Origin of the sequence: Solwaraspora sp. WMMA2080 (genome assembly GCF_027497395.1) — a bacterium.
In the GTDB taxonomy this organism is placed as follows: Bacteria; Actinomycetota; Actinomycetes; order Mycobacteriales; family Micromonosporaceae; genus Micromonospora_E.
Map to the genome: position 1 here is coordinate 1,781,666 of NZ_CP114910.1, position 18,270 is coordinate 1,799,935.

Below are 18,270 nucleotides of genomic sequence, written 5' to 3' on the forward strand. Positions count from 1 at the left end.
GCTTTCCGTCTCGCTGGAGGTCCGGATGCACCGACGTTGGGTGGCCGGCGCCGCCGCTGTCTGCGCCCTCGTGGCGCTGGCCTGCGAAGCCGGCGAGGACGGCGACGGGCCGGGCACGCCGGCACCGCCGCCACCTGGCACCGACCTGCCGTCGTCGATGGCGGCGCTCGGCGACTCGATCACCGCCGGGTACGGCTCCTGCATCGTACTGACCAGTTGCCGGCGCAACTCGTGGTCCACCGGCGACGGTTTCCGGGTGGAGAGCCTCTACCAACGGATCGCCGAGATCAATCCCGCTATGGAGGGGCAGGAGCACGACTTCTCGGTGCCGGGGGCCCGGGCGGCGGCGCTGGCCGACCAGGCCGCGTCGGCGGTGGACGTCTCGGCCCAGTACGTGACGGTGCTGATCGGCGCGAACGACGTGTGCCGGGCGACACCGCAGGACATGACCTCGGCGGCGGCGTTCCGGGACGACGTCGACCGGGCCCTACGGGTGCTGGGCGACGGGCTACCGCAGGCGAAGGTCCTGGTGTTGAGCATCCCCGACCTGTACCGGCTGTGGGAGATCGGGCACGGCGAGGAGCGGGTGGTGCGGGCCTGGGACCGTGGCGTGTGTCCGTCGCTGCTGGCCGACGCCACAGCGACCGACGAGGCCGCGACACAGCGCCGGGCGGCGGTACGCGACCGGGTCGCGGCGTACAACCGGGAGCTGGCCGGGGTCTGCCGGGCGTACGGCGACCGGTGCCGGTTCGACGACGGAGCGGTGCACGACACCCGGTTCACCGTGGACCAGCTGAACCGGCTGGACTACTTCCACCCCGACACCGACGGACAGAACCTGCTGGCCGAAGTGGCGTACGCCGCCAGCGGCCTGGCCGGGTGACCAAGGGCCGCTGGCGGCGTACGCCGCCGAAGGGCGTGACCGGTGTTCCGGTCGGTCCGTGGGACGGGCGGAACGGGACAGGCGGTACTCAGCGGGCCGCGAGCACCGCGGTGACCACGGCGTCGGCAGCGGCCTCGTGCTGGGCGTAGTGCCCCGGGTACGCCGAGACCTGCACCGCCTGGGCGGCGACGGTCAACGGCAGCTGTTCCCAACCGGCCACCCGCTGCAGGGCCAGATAGAACTGGGTCGCCGAGTAGGTCGGGTTCATCAGGTCTGCCACCGCCCCCCAGCCAGTGCTGGTGCGCTGCTGGAACAGTCCGACCGAGTCGTGGTCCCAGCCGGTGCCCTGATGCGGGTAGTTCTTGGACTCCGGCAGCACCTCGCTGGCCCGGTTGAGCAGGGTCGACTCCTGCATCGCGGTGGCCACCGCGATCACCATGGCCCGGCGCGGCAGTTGCAACGCCAGGCCGGCGTCGACGATGGCCGTGGCATTGTCCATCTGCACCTGGGACAGCCCGGCGACCGGGGCGACGGTGGTCGAGGTCGGTTCCGGGGCGGGCTCGGCGGTCTCGGTGGGCTCCGCAGCGGCGACGTCCGGGTCGGCCGGTGCTTCGGTGGTCTCAGCGGCCTGGGCTGCGGCGGCGGCCGCCGGTTCCCCTTCGCCGGGCTCGGGGCGCTGGGCCCGGGACGCGGCGTCGGCCGCGTCGGCCCGGCGCTGCAGGTCGGCCTCGGCAGCGGCCGGAGCCGGCCCGGTCGCCGCCGGCGAATCGGCGGTCGACTCGACCGCCGCGACTACGCCGAGGGCGCAGACGACGGCGGCGGCCAGCGCCGTCCGGGCATTGGGGCGGTGACGCAGGGTAGCTCCGAGCGATGGGAGGGTTGGTCGGGCGGAGTGTGGGTATGACAGGGCGGGCAGCCGGTTGCGAAGGCGCTCCCACCGGGCGACGGCCCGGGCCGCGCCGGTCGGCGTGGTGTCCGAGGGGACATCAGCCGAACGGTCATCGCGACTCAGGGTGGTGTCCTCGCTCCTTGTGGTGTCGTCATCAGGCATTCGACGAGGCTAGGCAGACCGCAGCTCGATCACCCAGGGTGATTTTGTGATGGACACCACAATTCTTCACCAGGTAATCGGGCGATCCCTCAGCGACATCGGCATGACACGTCGATCACGGCAAACCGCCGGTAAACGATATTTCGCCCATCATTGTTTACTACAGCCTGCATCACCTGTTAACTGACCACCTCCCGCCACCACCCCGCCACTCCCCCGTCCGACCGGCGGGCATCACCCGTCCCGCCGAATGCGGCATCCCCCGGACAGGCAGGAGCCGACCAGCGACTGCCGACTTGTCGTGTCCGCTACCGGACCGTGAGTAGTCCGCCGCGTCGGATCGACGCCCGGAAACCGGAATGCGCCGGCATGGGACTAGCGTTGCCGCAATTGGAGATGCCGTACCCGCCGTACCGTTCTGAGGAGGTTGCGCCCGGTGCTCGACCCACACGAGCTCTACGACGTCGTCGACGAGGTGCCCGAGCTCGGTCAGCCGGTGCTGATCCAGGCGATGACGGGTTTCGTCGACGCCGGCAACGCGACCCGACTCGCCCGTGAACACCTGCTCGCCTCCCTCGAGCACGAGGTCGTGGCCACCTTCGACATCGACCAGCTGCTCGACTACCGGTCCCGCCGGCCGGTGATGCTCTTCGTCGAGGACCACTGGGAGCACTACGAGGAGCCCCGGCTCGAAGTCCACCTGATGCGTGACGACGCCGGCACGCCGTTCCTGCTGCTCGGTGGCCCCGAGCCTGACCTGCAGTGGGAACGGTTCACCGCTGCGGCGATCGCGGTGCACCGCCAGTTCAACGTCGGCACCACGATCGGGCTGAACGCCATCCCGATGGCGGTGCCGCACACCCGGCCGACCGGGGTCACCGCGCACGCCAGCCGTCGCGAGCTGATCAGCGGCTACGAACCCTGGCTGCAGCGGGTCCAGGTGCCAGGCAGCGCTGGGCACCTGCTGGAGTACCGCCTCGGTCAGCAGGGCCACGACGCGGTGGGCTTCGCCGTGCACGTCCCGCACTACGTGGCCCAGGCCGAGTATCCGGCCGCCGCCGAGCTACTGCTCAACTCCGTCTCGCGGACCACGGGTCTGCTGCTGCCCACCGAGCAGCTGCACAGCGCTGCCGAGGCGGTCCGGGAGGACATCGACCGGCAGGTCGCCCAGACCGAAGAGGCCGGATCCCTGGTCAGTGCGCTGGAGGAGCAGTACGACAGCTTCACCCGGGGTCGGTCCGGCACCAACCTGCTCGCCGAGTCCAGCGGGCCGCTGCCGACCGCCGACGAGCTCGGCGCGGAGCTGGAGCGCTTCCTCGCCGAGCAGACCCGGCCCGGGGACCTGCCCGGCTGACCGGCCCGGGGGCGGCCCTCCCCCGGGTCACCCGGCCGGTACTGTGGCACGCTGGCCGGGTGCGGATCGCCACCTGGAACGTCAACTCGGTCAAGGCCCGGCTGAACCGGCTGCTCAGCTGGCTGGCCGACACCACCCCGGACGTGGTGTGTCTGCAGGAGACCAAGTGCGCGGCGGCCGCGTTCCCGACCGCCGAGGTCGGTGACCTCGGCTACGCGGTGGCAGCGCACGGCGACGGACGCTGGAACGGCGTCGCGGTGCTGTCCCGGGTCGGGCTCGACGACGTCCGGTCCGGGTTCGACGCCGAGCCCGGCTTCCCGCTGCCGGAGGCCAGATCCGTCGCGGCGACCTGCGCCGGGGTCCGGGTCTGGTCGGTGTACGTGCCGAACGGGCGCAGCCCCGACTCGGCGCACTACACCTACAAGCTGGACTGGCTGGCCGGGCTGCGCCGCGCGCTCGCCGCAGAGGCCGCCACCGATCTGCTGATCTGCGGCGACTTCAACGTCGCGCCCACCGACGCCGACGTATGGGACCCGACGGTCTTCGCCGGCTCCACCCACGTCACCCCGGCCGAACGGGCCGCGCTGGCCGACCTGCTCGCCCTCGGCCTGGTCGACGTGGTGCCGCAGCCGATGAAGGGCCCGCACCCGTACACCTACTGGGACTACCGGGCCGGGATGTTCCCGAAGAACATGGGCATGCGGATCGACCTGGTCTACGCCAGCGGCACCGTCAACCGACGGGTCCGGGCGGCCTACGTGGACCGCGACGCCCGCAAGGGCCCGACCCCGTCCGACCATGCCCCGGTCGTCGTCGACCTGGACTGAGCCCGCGGTGCCGGGGCACTGACACCGGGGTCGCTGACACCGGCCGCCGGTGCCGGTCGCCGTGGCTGACGGGGCACGCCCGCCACGGCGAACCGGACGGCCGGGTCGGATCAGCGGGATTCGACCTGGCTGCGGTCGTCGGCCCACAGCACGTGGAAGCTGCCCTCGGCGTCGACCCGGCGATAGGTGTGCGCGCCGAAGAAGTCCCGCTGCCCCTGGATCAGGGCGGCCGGCAACCGGGGCGCGCGCAGCCCGTCGTAGTAGGCCAACGCGGAGGCGAACCCGGGAGCCGGCACCCCGACCTGCGCCGCCGTGGCAACCACCCGACGCCAGCCCAGCTGGGCACCGGTTAGGGCCTCGGCGAAGTACCCGTCGGTCAGCAGCGTCGGCAGCTGCGGCGCCGCGTCGTAGGCCGCCCGGATCTTGTCCAGGAACGCGGCCCGGATGATGCAGCCGCCGCGCCAGATCCGGGCCACCGCGCCAAGGTCGATGTCCCAGTCGTACTCGGCGCTGCCGGCCTGGATCTGGTGGAAACCCTGCGCGTACGCGACGATCTTCGACGCGTACAGCGCCTGCTCGACATCGGCGATCAGCTCGTCGGCCGACCCGGCCCAGCTCTCCACCGGGCCCGGCAGGTCGGCGGCGGCGGCCCGGATGTCGGCGTGGCCGGACAGCGACCGGGCGAAGACCGCCTCGGAGATGCCGCTCACCGGCACCCCGAGGTCGAGGGCGCCCTGCACGGTCCACCGGCCGGTGCCCTTTTGGCCGGCCTGGTCGAGCACGACGTCGACGAACGGCTTGCCGGTGACGGCGTCGGTGTGGCCGAGCACCTCGGCGGTGATCTCGATCAGGTACGAGGAGAGCCGACCGGAGTTCCAGCTGCGGAACACGTCGGCGATCTGCGCCGGGGTGAGCCCGCCGGCGCGGCGCAGCAGGTCGTACGCCTCACCGATCAGCTGCATGTCGGCGTACTCGATGCCGTTGTGGACCATCTTGACGAAGTGGCCGGCACCGTCCGGGCCGATCCGCACGCAGCACGGCGTACCGTCGACCTTGGCCGAGATGTCCTCCAGCAGCGGGCCGAGCGCGGCGTACGACTCGGCCGAACCACCGGGCATGATGCTCGGCCCGTGCAGGGCGCCCTCCTCGCCGCCGGAGACGCCGGTGCCGACGAAGTGCAGCCCGCGCTCGCGCAGCTCCGCCTCCCGCCGACGGGTGTCCAGAAAGTGGGCGTTGCCGCCGTCGATGATCATGTCGTCCGGCTCCAGCAGGGGCGCGAACTCGTTGATCACCGCGTCGGTGGCGGCACCCGCGTTGACCATGATCACCACGCGGCGGGGGCGTTCCAACGAGGCGACGAACTCGGCCGGGCTCTCCGCCGGCAGGAAGGTGCCCTCGTGGCCGAACTCGGCCATCATCTCCTTGGTCCGGCCGGCCGACCGGTTGTGGACCGCCACCACATGGCCGTGCCGCGCGAGGTTGCGGGCCAGGTTACGGCCCATCACCCCCAGACCGGTGACCCCGATCTGCGCCGTCTGGCTCATGAATCCTCCTCGGTGCTGCTGGGTGTGCTGACCATCTTTCCGCCTTCCGGATGGCGGGACACTCCGGGGCAGCCGGTGGCGACGGGGGCACGCTCCACCGGCCGCCCCGGAGGTCGGCCGGGGCGGCCTACAGCCGGCCAGCTCCCGCCCCGGCGGTCACCAGCGCCTCGATCTCCGAGGCTGGATCAAGCTGGTACGCGTACGGGATGTCAGCGACGTCGCCACCGGCCTCTCCGGTGCCCGAATCGAGTAGCAGGTTGTCCCGGGCGATCAAGGTGCCGGGGCCGGATGCTGCCTCGGCCAGGTGGAACGGGTCGTCGACGCCGACGAACACGTTGCCTTCGACCAGCACCCCCGCGTCCTCGGTGGACGCCACGCCGTAGCCGGACACGTCCTGGTAGAGGTTGTTGAACACGTGTACCGGATTGCCGAATCGCACACGAGGGTTGCGCTGCACAGTGCCCTCGAAAAAATTGTGGTGGTACGTCACCCGCAGTTTGCCGATGTCCTGCGCGCCGTTGTTGTCCGAGTGGCCCAGCAGCATCACCTTGTTGTGGCCGGTCACGCGGTTCCAGGACACCGTGATGAAGTCCGAGCCGCGCTTGATGTCGACCGCGCCGTCGAAGCCGACACCGAAGCTGTTGTGATCGACCCAGACATTGGTCGACTCGTCCTCTATGTTGATCGCGTCGTCGTTCCAGTCGTCGAAGGTCAGATTCTGAATGATGACGTTGGTCGACTCACTCAGGGTAAGGCCGCCGCCGGTGATGGTCGCATCGCCGCCGACCCCCACTATCGTCTTGTTCGACCCCACGGGCGTCATGTCGGGCAGCGCGAGCGCTCCAGTCACCTCAACCACCCGTGCCTGCCCGTCGGTCACCGCCTCGGTGAACGCCGCCACGCTGTCCACCTGAACGGTCTCGCCGCCGGCGCCACCGGTGGTACCACCGTTCTGTGTCGCCCATCCGACGAGCTCGGCCGCGAAAGTGCTAGCCGGTTCACCGGCTGCCGGTGACGTCGTTTCCGCTCCGGCCATTGCGGTCACCGCCAGCATGATCCCAGCGGTAGCGGCAGCGCCAGCGACCAGGACGGGTTTACGAGCGACTCGGGACGGTCTGGGCTTGGCTGTTGAGGTCATGTCTGCGAACACGTACCCCGACCACCGCTCAGTTCATCACTGTTCGTAGTGGCACCTCAGGCCTTCCTCGTCGACACCAGAGAGGCGGACACCACGATGTTGTCCGCGTACCCGATGCCGTCGCCCAGCCACTCGCCACCGCAGGTGATCATCCGTAGGCCGGGTCGGGCGTAGTCGCCGTACACCTGCTCGACCGGCAACTCGTCCTTGCCGAAGTGCTCGACCGAGTTGACCTCGAAGACGGCCACCACCCGGTCCCGCCGGGTCACTTCGACGGTCGCCCCCGGCTCGATGTCGGCCAGATCATGGAAGACCGACGGCCCGTCCCGGGTGTCGGCATGCCCGACGATGATCGCCGGCCCGAACTGACCGGGCGTCGGTCCCCCGTCGTACCAGCCGGCCTGGTTGTGCCGGTGCAGCGCCGGTACGGCGATCGACCCGTCGTCGGCGAGCCCGACCGAGTGCACCGGGGCGCGGATGTCGAGCGACGGGACGGCGATCCGGATCGGCCGGCTCGGCTCCAGCACCGGGAACTCCCGGGGCGGCGGATTGTTGCCACCGGCCAGGATGTCCCGCCAGTCGCCGTCGCCGCCGGACCCGATCGCGAAGAGCCCGACCAGCACCAGCACGATCGCAGCCGGCCCGGTCCAGCCCCGGCCACCGCCCTTCGCCACGGCCCGTCCCCTCCCCTGCCGCGCCTGGTCAGGCCGACCGGCGCCGACGCAGGGTCAGTACGCCGAGCACCGCACCGGCGGCCAGAGCGATCACGCCGACCCCGGTCAGCAGGCCGCCGGCACCGTCGTCACCGGCCGTGCCACCGAAGCCGGTGGCCGGGCCACGACTGGGCCGGGTCGGGTCCAGCACGTACAGCGTGGTGGCTGCCGACCGGTCGTCCGGGCAGGTCAACCGCACCCGGTAGCTGCCCGCCTCCGTCTCGGCCGGCACGGTCACCGCCGCGGTGAGCTCCTCGAACTGCGGCCGCACCTCGACCGTGCCGAACGCGTCGGACTCGACGGTGGCCGGCGCGGTGTTGTCGGTACAACTGGCCCGGATGCCCACCAGGTAACCGGACTCCACCGTGCTCGGATTGAGATCGACGAACACGTCGGCGGCCCGGGCCGGGGCCGCGCCGAGCAGCCCGGCGACGACCGCGAGGGTCACGCCGAGCCCTGCGGTGGCCAGTGAACGGCGTACGGGCATCGGTCACCATCCTCTCCGCGACGCTGCCGGGATCCTCTCACCACGCAGCCCTGGATGACACCCCGGACACGCTCGGTGTCGGATATAGGCTGTCGCCACGTGAGCATCCGCACCTACCACCCGCGCCGGGGACGGCTCAGCGGCCGACACCACGACGCGCTCGACCGGCTGTCCGCCGCATACCGGACCGTCGTTGACGACCTGCCGGCGCCGCTGGACCCGGCGGCGTTGTTCGGCCGGACGGCACCGGTGGTGCTCGACATCGGCTTCGGCATGGGCGACGCCACCGCGACGATGGCGGCGGCCGACCGCGACCGCGACTACCTGGCCGTCGAGGTGCACACCCCGGGCATCGCGAACCTGCTGGCGCTGATCGAACAGCACGCGCTGACCAACGTCCGGGTCGCCACCGGCGACGCCCTCGACCTGGCCCGCCGCTGCCTGCCCGAACGCAGCCTGGACGCGGTGTACGCGTTCTTCCCCGACCCGTGGCCGAAGGCGCGCCACCACAAGCGGCGACTGGTCCGACCCGAGCACGTGGCGCTGCTGCGCTCCCGGCTGCGGCCCGGCGGGCGGCTGCACTGCGCCACCGACTGGGCGCCGTACGCCCAGGCGATGCTGGCCACCCTGACCGCCGACCCGCAGCTGCGCAACCTGCACGACGGGTATGCGCCCCGGCCGGCGTACCGGCCGGAGACGAAGTTCGAACGGCGCGGGGTCCGCGCCGGCCGACCGGCGCTGGACCTGGTCTTCGAACGCGTCGGGGGTACGCCCGACGGCTGACGACGGTCACCCACGTTGGCGGCCGGCGGCGGCGACAGGCAGGATGGACAGACATGACACAGACCGCCCCGACCCTGACCGACCTGCTGCCGCGCGGCGCGGACCCGGACGCCGTCTACGAGGCGTTCGCCGGCTGGGCGGCCGGCCGTGGCCTGGAGCTGTACCCGCACCAGGACGAGGCGCTCATCGAGATCGTCTCCGGGGCGAACGTCATCCTGAACACCCCGACCGGCTCCGGCAAGAGCCTGGTCGCCACCGGCGCGCACTTCGCGGCCCTGGCCGATGACCGGGTCACCTTCTACACCGCGCCGATCAAGGCGCTGGTGTCGGAGAAGTTCTTCGCGCTCTGCGAGATCTTCGGCGCGTCCGAGGTGGGGATGCTCACCGGCGACGCCAGCGTCAACGCCGACGCGCCGATCATCTGCTGTACCGCCGAGATCCTGGCCAACCTGGCGTTGCGCGACGGGTCCGCGGCCGACGTCGGCCAGGTGGTGATGGACGAGTTCCACTTCTACGCCGAGCCGGACCGGGGCTGGGCGTGGCAGGTGCCGCTGATCGAGCTGCCGCAGGCCCAGTTCGTGCTGATGTCGGCGACGCTCGGCGACGTGACCCGGTTCGTCGACGACCTGAGCCGGCGGACCGGGCGGGCCACCGCCGTGGTCTCCTCGGCGCAGCGGCCGGTGCCGCTGATGTTCACCTACGCGACGACACCGCTGCACGAGACCCTGGAAGAGCTGCTCAGCACCCACCAGGCCCCGGTGTACGTGGTCCACTTCACCCAGGCGGCGGCACTGGAACGGGCCCAGGCGCTGATGAGCATCAACGTGTGCACCCGGGCGGAGAAGGACGCGATCGCTGCGGCGATCGGCAACTTCCGGTTCTCCTCCGGCTTCGGACGCACCCTGTCCCGGCTGGTCCGCCACGGCATCGGGGTGCATCACGCCGGCATGCTGCCCAAGTACCGCCGGCTGGTGGAGACCCTCGCCCAGGCCGGGCTGCTCAAGGTCATCTGCGGCACCGACACCCTCGGCGTCGGGATCAACGTGCCGATCCGCACGGTGCTGTTCACCGGCCTGTCCAAGTACGACGGGGTACGCACCAGGCTGCTCAAGGCCCGCGAGTTCCACCAGATCGCCGGGCGGGCCGGCCGGGCCGGATTCGACACCCTGGGCACCGTCGTCGTGCAGGCCCCGGAGCACGTCATCGAGAACGAGAAGGCCCTCGCCAAGGCCGGTGACGACCCGAAGAAACGGCGCAAGGTGGTCCGCAAGAAGCCGCCGGAGGGGTCGATCGGCTGGGGCAAGCCGACCTTCGAACGGCTGGTCGAGGCCGAGCCGGAGCCGTTGACCTCCAGCTTCCGGGTCAGCCACGCGATGCTGCTCAACGTGATCAGCCGGCCCGGCGACGCGTTCACCGCGATGCGCCACCTGCTGACCGACAACCACGAGGACCGGGCGGCGCAGCGCCGGCACATCCGCCGGGCGATCGCCATCTACCGGGCGCTGCGCGCCGGCGGGGTGGTCGAGCAGCTACCCGGGCCGGACGCCGAGGGCCGCCGGGTCCGACTCACCGTGGACCTGCAACTCGACTTCGCGCTCAACCAGCCGCTGTCGCCGTTCGCGCTGGCCGCGATCGAACTGCTCGACGTGGAGTCGCCGACGTACCCGCTCGACGTGCTGTCGATCATCGAGGCGACGTTGGACGACCCCCGGCAGATCCTTTCCGCGCAGCAGCACAAGGCCCGCGGCGAGGCGGTCGCGCAGATGAAGGCCGACGGCATCGAGTACGAGGCCCGCCTGGAACTGCTCGACGAGGTCACCCACCCGAAGCCGCTGGCCGAGCTGCTGGAGATGGCGTACGAGACGTACCGGCAGGGGCATCCGTGGGTGGCCGACTACGAGCTGGCGCCCAAGTCGGTGGTCCGCGACCTGTACGAGCGGGCGATGACCTTCGTCGAGTACGTCAACTTCTACGGGCTGTCCCGGTCGGAGGGTCTGGTGCTGCGGTACCTGGCCGACGCGTACCGGGCGCTGCGCCAGACGGTGCCCGACGACGCCAAGACCGAGGAGCTGATCGACCTCATCGAGTGGCTGGGTGAGCTGGTCCGCCAGGTCGACTCCAGCCTGATCGACGAGTGGGAGCGGTTGCGCAATCCGACCGATGACCCCGAGGCCGCCGTGGTTGCCGACGACCGGCCACCGGCGGTCACCGGCAACCCGCGGGCGTTCCGGGTGCTGGTCCGCAACGCGCTGTTCCGCCGGGTGGAGCTGGCCGCGTTGCGCCGCTACGACGAGCTCGGCGAGCTGGACGCCGACTCCGGCTGGGACGCCGACGCCTGGGCCGACGCGCTGGAGCCGTACTTCGACGAGTACGACGAGATCGGCACCGGACCGGACGCCCGTGGACCGGCGCTGCTGCTGATCACGCAGGAGCGGGAGCGGTGGCTGGTCCGGCAGATCTTCGCCGACCCGGCCGAGGACCACGACTGGGGGATCAGCGCCGAGGTGGACCTCGCCGCCTCGGACGAGGCGGGCAGCGCGGTGCTGCACGTCACCGCCGTCGGTCAGCTCTGACCGTCCGCCGTCGGTCAGCTCTGACGGTCGGCGTCGCTATCCCGCGCCGCCTCCGGCAGGTGGCTGTCCGGCCACAGTCCCGCGTACTCCAGCACCGACCTGACCCGCCGGGCCCGAACCGGATCCCAACGGTCCAGGACCGCGATCGCCTTGGCGAACGGTTCGCACATCGCGACGCCGCCGCACACCCGGCACTCGCCGACGCGGCTCGGCAGGTGGGTGGTGACGATGTCGCGGGCCCGGAGCACGACCGACTCGGTCGTGCTGCGGCGCACCGACGGCGAGCGGTTCGGGTTCGGCCCGGTCAGTCGGCCGCGCGGCGGCGTACCGATCGAGGTGTACCGGGCCAGGCGCGGCGTTCCGCCGATGCCGTCGTTTCGCATTTCCGTTCCTCCTGGGTGGAATTGTCGCCCTGATCGGACCTGATCTGCTTCCACCCTGGACTGTTTGGACCGACGAGCGGAAGATGATCGGCGACCGAGCGTAGCTATTCGATGACTGACACAAGATCAGATGGGTCAGTCGCGGCAAATTGAGGGATGTGAAGGTATTGTGAGCGGGAGCGAGTATCTGGTAGGTGAGCTGCGGCGCGTCCGCGAAATGCTCGGCCTCACCCAGGAAGCGTGGGGCGAGCGCATCCACTTTTCGACGTCACACGTCGGCTCGATAGAACGCGGCGAACGGCCCGCACTGCCCGACTATCTGGGCGCGGTGGACCGGGCATTCGGCACCGCGTTCGTGAAGTTCTATCGCGAATTCGTCGTCGGTGAACGCGCCCCGGTCTGGTACCGGCCGTTCATCGAGCAGGAGGGCAAGGCAACGCTCATCCGGGTCTTCCAACCCCTCGCGCTGCCCGGACTGCTGCAGACCGAGGCGTACGCCCGTGCGGTGCTGCTCGCATACGGCGAGCGCGGCGAGGCGATGGACGTCGCGTTGGCCACCCGGCTCGGCCGTAAGGAGATCCTCTACCGGCAGCCCGACTCCTGCCAGCTCGTCGCGGTCATCGACGAGAGCGTCCTGCACCGGCGGGTCGGCGACCCGTGCGTGATGCACGAACAGTTGACAGCGGTGGTGGCCGCCTGCGAGCAGCCGAACATCCGGGTCCAGGTGGTGCCGGCCGACGCCGGGGCGTACCCCGGGCTGGACGGACCGTTCGTCATCGCCACCGTCGACGGCAGATCCGTCGGCTACCTGGAGGGGTACCTGCAGGGGCGAGTGGTGGAAAATCCGGACGACGCGTCCAGCCTTGAACGTACCTGGGAGAGCATCCGCGACTACGCTCTATCTGGCCCGCAGAGCCTAGAACTGATCATGAGGACGGCTGAGAGATGGATGTAAGCACCGCGCCCCGGTGGCACAAGAGCACGCACAGCGACAGCACAAGCTGCGTGGAGGTCGCCGAGAACCTGCCTGGGCGGGTGCTGGTCCGGGACACCAAGGACCGCGACGGCGGCACCCTGACCTTCGCGCCGGCCGCCTGGTCGGCCTTCCTCGACCTGGCGACGGCCGACCGGTCGGACGCACGTTAGCCGTGGCGTGCCGCGCCGTGGCGTGGCGTGGCGTGCCGCGACCAGAGCTGAGTGATTACTTGCGCAGAATTCGGCCGACACGCCGGTAGCTGACCTGCAGCACGTCAAGTGATCATGACGGTGACCTCACTGGGCACGCCCGGCGATCGGGACGTACACCTCGGCGGCAAGGATGACGTCGGCCGGGCCCAGTGAGGTCACCAGCAACCCCCGATCGTCCGACACACCTCGGCGACGGTGAACTGATCACCCCCGCCCCCGGCGCCGGTGAATGCCTCGTGCTCGCCGTCGACCAGGCGCTGCACGTACCAGCTGCCCGGTTTCACCCAGAGCCGCAACGCGCGGTCGTCACCGAGGTCGACGGTGTCCACGACGACGTGACCGGCGGGTGGCCGCCACGACTCAGCCGGCTCCGGCTCGTCGCGCGGCACCAGGCTGACGACCACAGCCAGTGCCAGCGCGACACCGGCGAGACCGGCGACGGTACGGATGTTGCCCCGGGTCGAGCTTTCCATCTGTCGATACTGTCATCCGGCACTGTCTGGTGAAGACCCGTCAGGGCCGGCCCTCGGCACCGGCCGTCTCGGCCAGGAACGGGAGCATGAGCGCGACCACCTGGTCGGGGAACTGGGTGTGCGGGTAGTGCCCGGCTCCGTCGAGCATCGCCACCGTACCCAGGCCGGCGGGCAGCGCCGCGACGATCGCCTCGCCCTCGGCACGCGGGTCAGCCCAGTCCGGGTCCAGCGTCCCTTCGATGATCAGTACGGGGCAGCGGACATTGCCGAGTTGCGCACCGGCGTCGGCCGGGCTGGACTGGCCCATCTTCTGCAGCACCTTCATCCGGCCGGGCTCGCGCAGGCGCGCCTCGGTCCTAGCCAGCTGCTCGGCCCAGTCGGCGGGCCGCTGCCCAGGGAAGGCGACGTCGAGGTAGCCGAGCCACTGTTTGACGCTGCCGAACATGCCCGCCCCCAGCAGCCGGCTCATGCCCTGCCGGTACCGCTTGACCCGCAGGTCACCGAGGCTGATCGACTGTTTGCGGGTGAACGGCGCGAGCTCGACCACGGCGGTGATCAGCTCGGGTGCGGTGGCGGCGGCGATGGTGGCCGCCCCGCCGGAGATCGAGTGCCCGACCAGCACAGCCGGACCACCCAGGTGCCGGATCAGCGTGACCAGGTCACCGGCAATGTCGGTACGGGAGTACGACGGCCAGCCGATACTGGACTCGCCGGTGCCCCGCAGGTCGGTGGCGGCGACCCGGTAGCCGGCCGCGACCAGCTGCGGGGCGACGAAACGGTACGCCGCACGGCTCTCGCCCATGCCGGGCGCGAGGACCACGAGCGGGCCGTCGCCGGTCCCGGTGACCTCGTAGGCGATGCGCCCGCCGTCGAGGGACAGGTACGCGGTCATCACGACCTCCAGACCGGGAGCTAATTCTTGTATCTCTTAAGCTAATGGTATTAGCTAGAACTGTCAACCGAAGGACGAAGAGGTGCCAGCAGAGCGGTGCCCGCCGGGGACGACCATCGCCCGGTACTGATCCAGGACGTCGTCGAGGTGAGGCTGGCGCACGTCATTCCGCGATATGACGTGCGCCAGCCTCACCTCGCGAGCGTACGCACGGTATCGCTGGCCGCCGTGGAGACGGAGACGGGCCACACCGTTGACCAACTGCGATCGGACCGGCCGTCTCTTGACAGGCCAGACAGTGCGTCGGAGCGTGATCAAACACTGGGCGCAGCGTCACTTCTCGATTAGAATGGGTGTACTAATCCGGCTCCTGACCTGGGAAGGAACGCCGTGATCGCACCCCCTCCTGCCACCGCCTCGACCCCCACTGCAGCACCGACCAGCCCCGCCCCGGTCCCGTACGCGACCCTGCTCGGTTTCACCCGCTATGTCGGGCAGTCCGGGCCGGCCAAGGCAACCTTCGTCGGCGGGCTGCGCCGGCAGCGGGTCAGCCGCTCCGGGTTCAACCCGCACGGGCAGCTGGTCAAGGCGCTCAAGGCCGACATCCGGTTCCGCACCGGCGGCAGCCACCTGGCGGCCGTGGTCGGGCAGGTCGCCCAGCGCTGGCAGCCGCTGTACGCGACCCTCACCCCAGGCGCGCAGCGCTACCTGGAGTCGCTGGGGGATCTGACCCAGGTGGAGCTGGCGCAGACCCACGACGCGCTCGGCATGGTCGGCAACCTCCCCGTCAAGATCAACCCACACTTCGGCCTGCGGTACCCCGACGGGCACGCCGAAGCGGTCCGGATCCACTTCGACGACCAGCCACCCAGCCCCGACGCGTACACCGCGACCCTGCACCTGATGGCCCGGCACATGGACCAGGTGCTGCCGCACGCCGAGCCGGTCCTGGTCGACCTGCGGCGCGGCGTCACCTTCCGCCGCCCGGACGTCACGTCCCGCCCCGACCAGGTGGAGCGCTGGCTGGCCGGTGAGGCCGCCGCGTTCACCGCCATCTGGTCCGCCGCCGGCTGAGCCGTCCGGCGCATCGCCTCTTGATGCGAGCACAGGGTGCGCCGGGGGTACGCCGCCACGTGCGGCGTATCCTCGGCCACCGGTGAACCTGTGGACCGAACTTCGCGCCGGTGCCGTCCTGTTCGAGGACGACACCGCCCTGGTGCTGAACAAACCTCCCGGTGTGTCGGTGATGGGCGAACGGCACGGCACCGACCTGGCCCGCCTCGCCGAAGAGGCCGGTGAGCCGGTCTTCCCGGTGCACCGCATCGACAAGAACACCTCCGGGGCGATCCTGTTCGCCAAACAGCTGCGCCACCACGGCGACCTGACCCGGCAGTTCAACCGCCGTACCGTGGAAAAGGTCTATCTGGCCGTGGTGTCGGCCGCCGCAACCGATGCCGATGCCGCTCGCGCGCCGCTGCCCGACGTCGGCGTCGTCGACCTGCCGCTGAGCGTGGGCCGCAAGAACCGGGTCCGGGTCGCCGGTAACCGAGCCGACATCGGCTTCGACGCCGCCACCGCGCGCTGGTCGCTCGCCGCCGGAACCGAGTTCGACCACGTCAAGAGCTATCCGTCGCAGAGCCGGATCACCGCCGTCACCGCCGGGTCCGACGGGGTCACCACCGGATCCGGTACGCCAGTAGCCGACGCCACGCACCGGCTGCTCGCTGTCGCGCCGCTCACCGGCCGCCGGCATCAGATCCGGGTGCACCTGGCCTGGATCGGGCACCCGATCGTCGGTGACCCACTGTTCGACCGCACCGCCGCCGCCAGCGGGGTACGCACCTATCTGCACGCCTGGCGGCTCGGCTTCGACACGGCCGGCGGCAGGCGGGTCGACGTGACGGCGTCGCCGGACCCCGACTTCTGGCAGCCGGTGTCCGGCGACGCTCCCCTGCCGGATGATCTGGGCCGGGCGTACCAGCGGTTGCACGGGTCCGGCTGACCTGGCGGATATCCGCGCCCCGCTGGCCCGGCAGCGCGGCCGTCGGCTGCGGCAAGCCGTCCGGCGGCGCTGCCTCCAACGGCGGGTCAGCTGGTCCAGCCGCCGTCCGAGGTGATGACGGCGGCGTGTCCGGCGGCGGCAAGCAGCTTGCCGGTGCCGTCCAGCCCATCGGTGTCGACGTCGCAGCCGACCATCGCCGCTCCCTCGGCGGCCAGCCGCAGCGCCACCGCCCGGCCGATGCCGGATCCGGCGCCGGCGGGTGCCCTCGACCGTGGCCACTCGACGCAAACTCGCGCTGCCACGACCACCGCCAAGATCAGCTACGTGGGGCGCCTGGTCGAGGTGACGAAGCGGGACCAGGCCGACGGGGCGAAGGTCAACGTCCCGCCGGCACGGTCCTTGCTGTCCCGGACCAGGACCCGGCCGGGAAGGTTGTCGGCGACCTCGACACAGGCGCCGCCGTTGCTGCTGCTACGGGTGGACGTGCGCCACACCGGCTCGCTCATGCTCATCGATCACTCTCAGGATCAGATCACGGGACTGGTCACAGGGCAGTGCCCGCGCGCAGACCATCTCCCACGCGAGCACCAGGTGGCGGAGCTTGTCGGCGGTCTCGCAGACCCGCCCTGCCATCTGGTCGTCAATGTACGCCGCCGTTCCGCCGTCCGGCAGGGTCGCCAACACGAACGCACCGGCCAGCCCCGGGTGCAGCCCGGCGGAGAACGGCAGGACGCGCACGTGCACGGTCTGCCGGTGGCCGATGTCGACCAGATGCTCCAGCTGGTCCTTCATCAGCGCCGACGGCCCGACCCGCAGCGCGGCCTCGCCGATGATGGCGGTCAACGGCACCGGGTACGGATTCACCCGCTCCAGCGCCGCCGTCTGCCGCTCCATGCGCTCCCGGGTCATCTCCTCGATCTGCACCTCGGTGTGCGTGCCGGCGGAGATGACCTCCCGGGCGTACGCCTCGGTCTGCAGCAGCCCCGGGATGAGCGAGTGCTCGAACCAGCGCAGCTGCACCGCCCGGGACTCGTTCAGCTTCCACGGGCGCATCCATGGGGCGACCGCCTCGCCGCGCGCCTGCTCGGCCAACCGGCGCAGCTCGTCGCCGGTGCCGAGCACCCGGTCCAGGCTGACCGCCAGGTCGTCGGGCGGCAGTGAGCGCCCCGTCTCGTAGTGGCCGATCTGCGATCCGGTCACGTGCACCTGTGAGCCGAGCGCGTCCTGCGACAGTCCTTTCTCGGTCCGCCGCAACCGCAGGATATGCCGAAACTCATTCACGTTCGCCATCTGTTCCCCCACGCTGATGAAGTAGTGATCCTATTACCGCCACACATCTTCCCGGCCGGGCGACGGATAGTCCAGGGTGGAAGTCAGACCCGGAGGGAATGACCGGCAAGCGTTCCCTCCGGGGCACCCGAATCGCACTCTCCACGTAGGGGGAACAGTGCCCAGGAACGACGGAATCGGCGGGACGCCCCGGCTCGCCCGGTACACCTCGATCAGTACGCCACGCGATGTCGACTTGACACCGAACCGGCCTCCGCTGCCGAAGCGAACCCCTGGGCAGGTCGACCCGGACCGCGACTGGCCATTCCAGCTCAAGGGCGCTCAGCCACGCTCCGCCGCGCTGGAGGCGGCGATCCGGCAGGCGAACGAGACGGCTCGTACGCATATTCCGAATCGGACCACCGGCGAGTGCCACCGGTGCGGCGGGGTGGTCGCGCCGTGCCGGCCGTCGCTGCGCGCCCTCGCCATCCTGGACCGGTGGGACCCGAGCTCGGCGCGACAGGTCCGAGCGGTGTTGCAACTGTCCGGTCTGATGCCGGCCGGCTATCCGCACGACAACGCAGGCAACGACCAGGGTGACGACGTCAACGACGAGTGACCAGCCCCCGTAGACACCCGGGGTGCTCCGCTCCCCCGCTCGCCGCGACCGGTCCCATGGCGGTCCTCTCCCCAGCCCCCGTCCGGGAGGG

General features: G+C 70.8%; 21 protein-coding genes. 10 read left to right on the plus strand and 11 right to left on the minus strand.

Annotated features, from left to right (window positions below; translation table 11 throughout):
• Positions 1 to 25: 25 nt before the first annotated feature.
• Complete coding sequence (locus tag O7543_RS08055; RefSeq protein ID WP_281554415.1) at positions 26 to 883, plus strand: GDSL-type esterase/lipase family protein; 858 nt, start codon at positions 26 to 28, stop codon at positions 881 to 883.
• A gap of 88 nt (positions 884 to 971) precedes the next feature.
• On the opposite strand, the gene O7543_RS08060 is transcribed toward O7543_RS08055, so the two are convergent.
• Positions 972 to 1,934, minus strand: coding sequence for a hypothetical protein (locus tag O7543_RS08060; RefSeq protein WP_281554414.1), 963 nt, complete (start codon positions 1,932 to 1,934; stop codon positions 972 to 974).
• 436 nt (positions 1,935 to 2,370) lie between these two features.
• Between O7543_RS08060 and O7543_RS08065 the strand changes: the two genes are divergently transcribed.
• On the plus strand, positions 2,371 to 3,288 hold the full coding sequence (locus tag O7543_RS08065; RefSeq protein ID WP_281554413.1) for a PAC2 family protein: 918 nt from the start codon (positions 2,371 to 2,373) through the stop codon (positions 3,286 to 3,288).
• 59 nt (positions 3,289 to 3,347) lie between these two features.
• Complete coding sequence (locus tag O7543_RS08070; RefSeq protein ID WP_281554412.1) at positions 3,348 to 4,115, plus strand: exodeoxyribonuclease III; 768 nt, start codon at positions 3,348 to 3,350, stop codon at positions 4,113 to 4,115.
• Positions 4,116 to 4,225: 110 nt separating this feature from the next.
• On the opposite strand, the gene gndA is transcribed toward O7543_RS08070, so the two are convergent.
• From gndA to O7543_RS08090, 4 genes are all read right to left on the minus strand, one after another.
• Entirely contained in the window at positions 4,226 to 5,659 is a 1,434-nt protein-coding gene (gndA, locus tag O7543_RS08075) for an NADP-dependent phosphogluconate dehydrogenase (protein WP_281554411.1), read from the minus strand.
• Between the two features lie 127 nt (positions 5,660 to 5,786).
• Positions 5,787 to 6,713, minus strand: a complete 927-nt coding sequence (locus tag O7543_RS08080; protein WP_281554410.1) for a pectate lyase — start codon at positions 6,711 to 6,713, stop codon at positions 5,787 to 5,789.
• Between the two features lie 140 nt (positions 6,714 to 6,853).
• Entirely contained in the window at positions 6,854 to 7,471 is a 618-nt protein-coding gene (locus O7543_RS08085) for a class F sortase (protein WP_281567368.1), read from the minus strand.
• Between the two features lie 28 nt (positions 7,472 to 7,499).
• Positions 7,500 to 7,997, minus strand: coding sequence for a hypothetical protein (locus O7543_RS08090; protein WP_281554408.1), 498 nt, complete (start codon positions 7,995 to 7,997; stop codon positions 7,500 to 7,502).
• A 54-nt stretch (positions 7,998 to 8,051) separates the two neighbouring features.
• On the opposite strand from O7543_RS08090, the gene trmB reads away from it, so the two are divergent.
• Positions 8,052 to 8,780 carry a tRNA (guanosine(46)-N7)-methyltransferase TrmB gene (gene trmB, locus O7543_RS08095; protein ID WP_281567369.1) on the plus strand — a complete coding sequence of 243 codons (729 nt, stop codon included), beginning with the start codon at positions 8,052 to 8,054 and terminating at the stop codon, positions 8,778 to 8,780.
• Positions 8,781 to 8,833: 53 nt separating this feature from the next.
• The gene (locus tag O7543_RS08100) at positions 8,834 to 11,353 is read left to right on the plus strand and encodes a DEAD/DEAH box helicase (RefSeq protein WP_281567370.1); all 2,520 of its coding nucleotides are present in this window, start codon (positions 8,834 to 8,836) and stop codon (positions 11,351 to 11,353) included.
• A gap of 14 nt (positions 11,354 to 11,367) precedes the next feature.
• Here O7543_RS08100 and O7543_RS08105 read toward each other — a convergent pair whose 3' ends face one another.
• The gene (locus O7543_RS08105; RefSeq protein ID WP_281554405.1) at positions 11,368 to 11,736 is read right to left on the minus strand and encodes a hypothetical protein; all 369 of its coding nucleotides are present in this window, start codon (positions 11,734 to 11,736) and stop codon (positions 11,368 to 11,370) included.
• A gap of 169 nt (positions 11,737 to 11,905) precedes the next feature.
• On the opposite strand from O7543_RS08105, the gene O7543_RS08110 reads away from it, so the two are divergent.
• Together O7543_RS08110 and O7543_RS08115 are read left to right on the plus strand one after the other, a co-directional pair.
• On the plus strand, positions 11,906 to 12,691 hold the full coding sequence (locus O7543_RS08110; protein WP_281554404.1) for a helix-turn-helix transcriptional regulator: 786 nt from the start codon (positions 11,906 to 11,908) through the stop codon (positions 12,689 to 12,691).
• Positions 12,682 to 12,882 (plus strand): DUF397 domain-containing protein, encoded by a 201-nt coding sequence (locus tag O7543_RS08115; RefSeq protein WP_281554403.1) that lies wholly within the window; start codon positions 12,682 to 12,684, stop codon positions 12,880 to 12,882. The genes O7543_RS08110 and O7543_RS08115 overlap by 10 nt, the downstream gene beginning before the upstream one ends.
• Positions 12,883 to 13,079: 197 nt before the next feature.
• On the opposite strand, the gene O7543_RS08120 is transcribed toward O7543_RS08115, so the two are convergent.
• Both O7543_RS08120 and O7543_RS08125 read right to left on the minus strand, forming a co-directional pair.
• Complete coding sequence (locus O7543_RS08120; RefSeq protein ID WP_281554402.1) at positions 13,080 to 13,397, minus strand: hypothetical protein; 318 nt, start codon at positions 13,395 to 13,397, stop codon at positions 13,080 to 13,082.
• A gap of 40 nt (positions 13,398 to 13,437) precedes the next feature.
• The gene (locus tag O7543_RS08125) at positions 13,438 to 14,289 is read right to left on the minus strand and encodes an alpha/beta hydrolase (RefSeq protein ID WP_281567371.1); all 852 of its coding nucleotides are present in this window, start codon (positions 14,287 to 14,289) and stop codon (positions 13,438 to 13,440) included.
• A gap of 468 nt (positions 14,290 to 14,757) precedes the next feature.
• Here O7543_RS08125 and O7543_RS08130 point away from each other — a divergent pair, with 468 nt between their 5' ends.
• Complete coding sequence (locus O7543_RS08130) at positions 14,758 to 15,363, plus strand: hypothetical protein (protein ID WP_281555541.1); 606 nt, start codon at positions 14,758 to 14,760, stop codon at positions 15,361 to 15,363.
• A gap of 82 nt (positions 15,364 to 15,445) precedes the next feature.
• Positions 15,446 to 16,291: an RluA family pseudouridine synthase gene (locus tag O7543_RS08135; protein ID WP_281554400.1), complete on the plus strand. Its 846-nt coding sequence runs from the start codon at positions 15,446 to 15,448 to the stop codon at positions 16,289 to 16,291.
• 86 nt (positions 16,292 to 16,377) lie between these two features.
• Here O7543_RS08135 and O7543_RS08140 read toward each other — a convergent pair whose 3' ends face one another.
• From O7543_RS08140 to O7543_RS08150, 3 genes are read right to left on the minus strand one after another with little or no spacing between them, the layout of a single operon-like run.
• On the minus strand, positions 16,378 to 16,593 hold the full coding sequence (locus tag O7543_RS08140; protein WP_281554399.1) for a hypothetical protein: 216 nt from the start codon (positions 16,591 to 16,593) through the stop codon (positions 16,378 to 16,380).
• An 18-nt stretch (positions 16,594 to 16,611) separates the two neighbouring features.
• Positions 16,612 to 16,803 (minus strand): DUF397 domain-containing protein, encoded by a 192-nt coding sequence (locus tag O7543_RS08145; RefSeq protein WP_281554398.1) that lies wholly within the window; start codon positions 16,801 to 16,803, stop codon positions 16,612 to 16,614.
• Entirely contained in the window at positions 16,763 to 17,572 is an 810-nt protein-coding gene (locus O7543_RS08150; protein WP_281554397.1) for a helix-turn-helix transcriptional regulator, read from the minus strand. The genes O7543_RS08145 and O7543_RS08150 overlap by 41 nt, the downstream gene beginning before the upstream one ends.
• A gap of 166 nt (positions 17,573 to 17,738) precedes the next feature.
• On the opposite strand from O7543_RS08150, the gene O7543_RS08155 reads away from it, so the two are divergent.
• The gene (locus tag O7543_RS08155; protein WP_281567372.1) at positions 17,739 to 18,179 is read left to right on the plus strand and encodes a hypothetical protein; all 441 of its coding nucleotides are present in this window, start codon (positions 17,739 to 17,741) and stop codon (positions 18,177 to 18,179) included.
• Positions 18,180 to 18,270 lie beyond the last annotated feature (91 nt).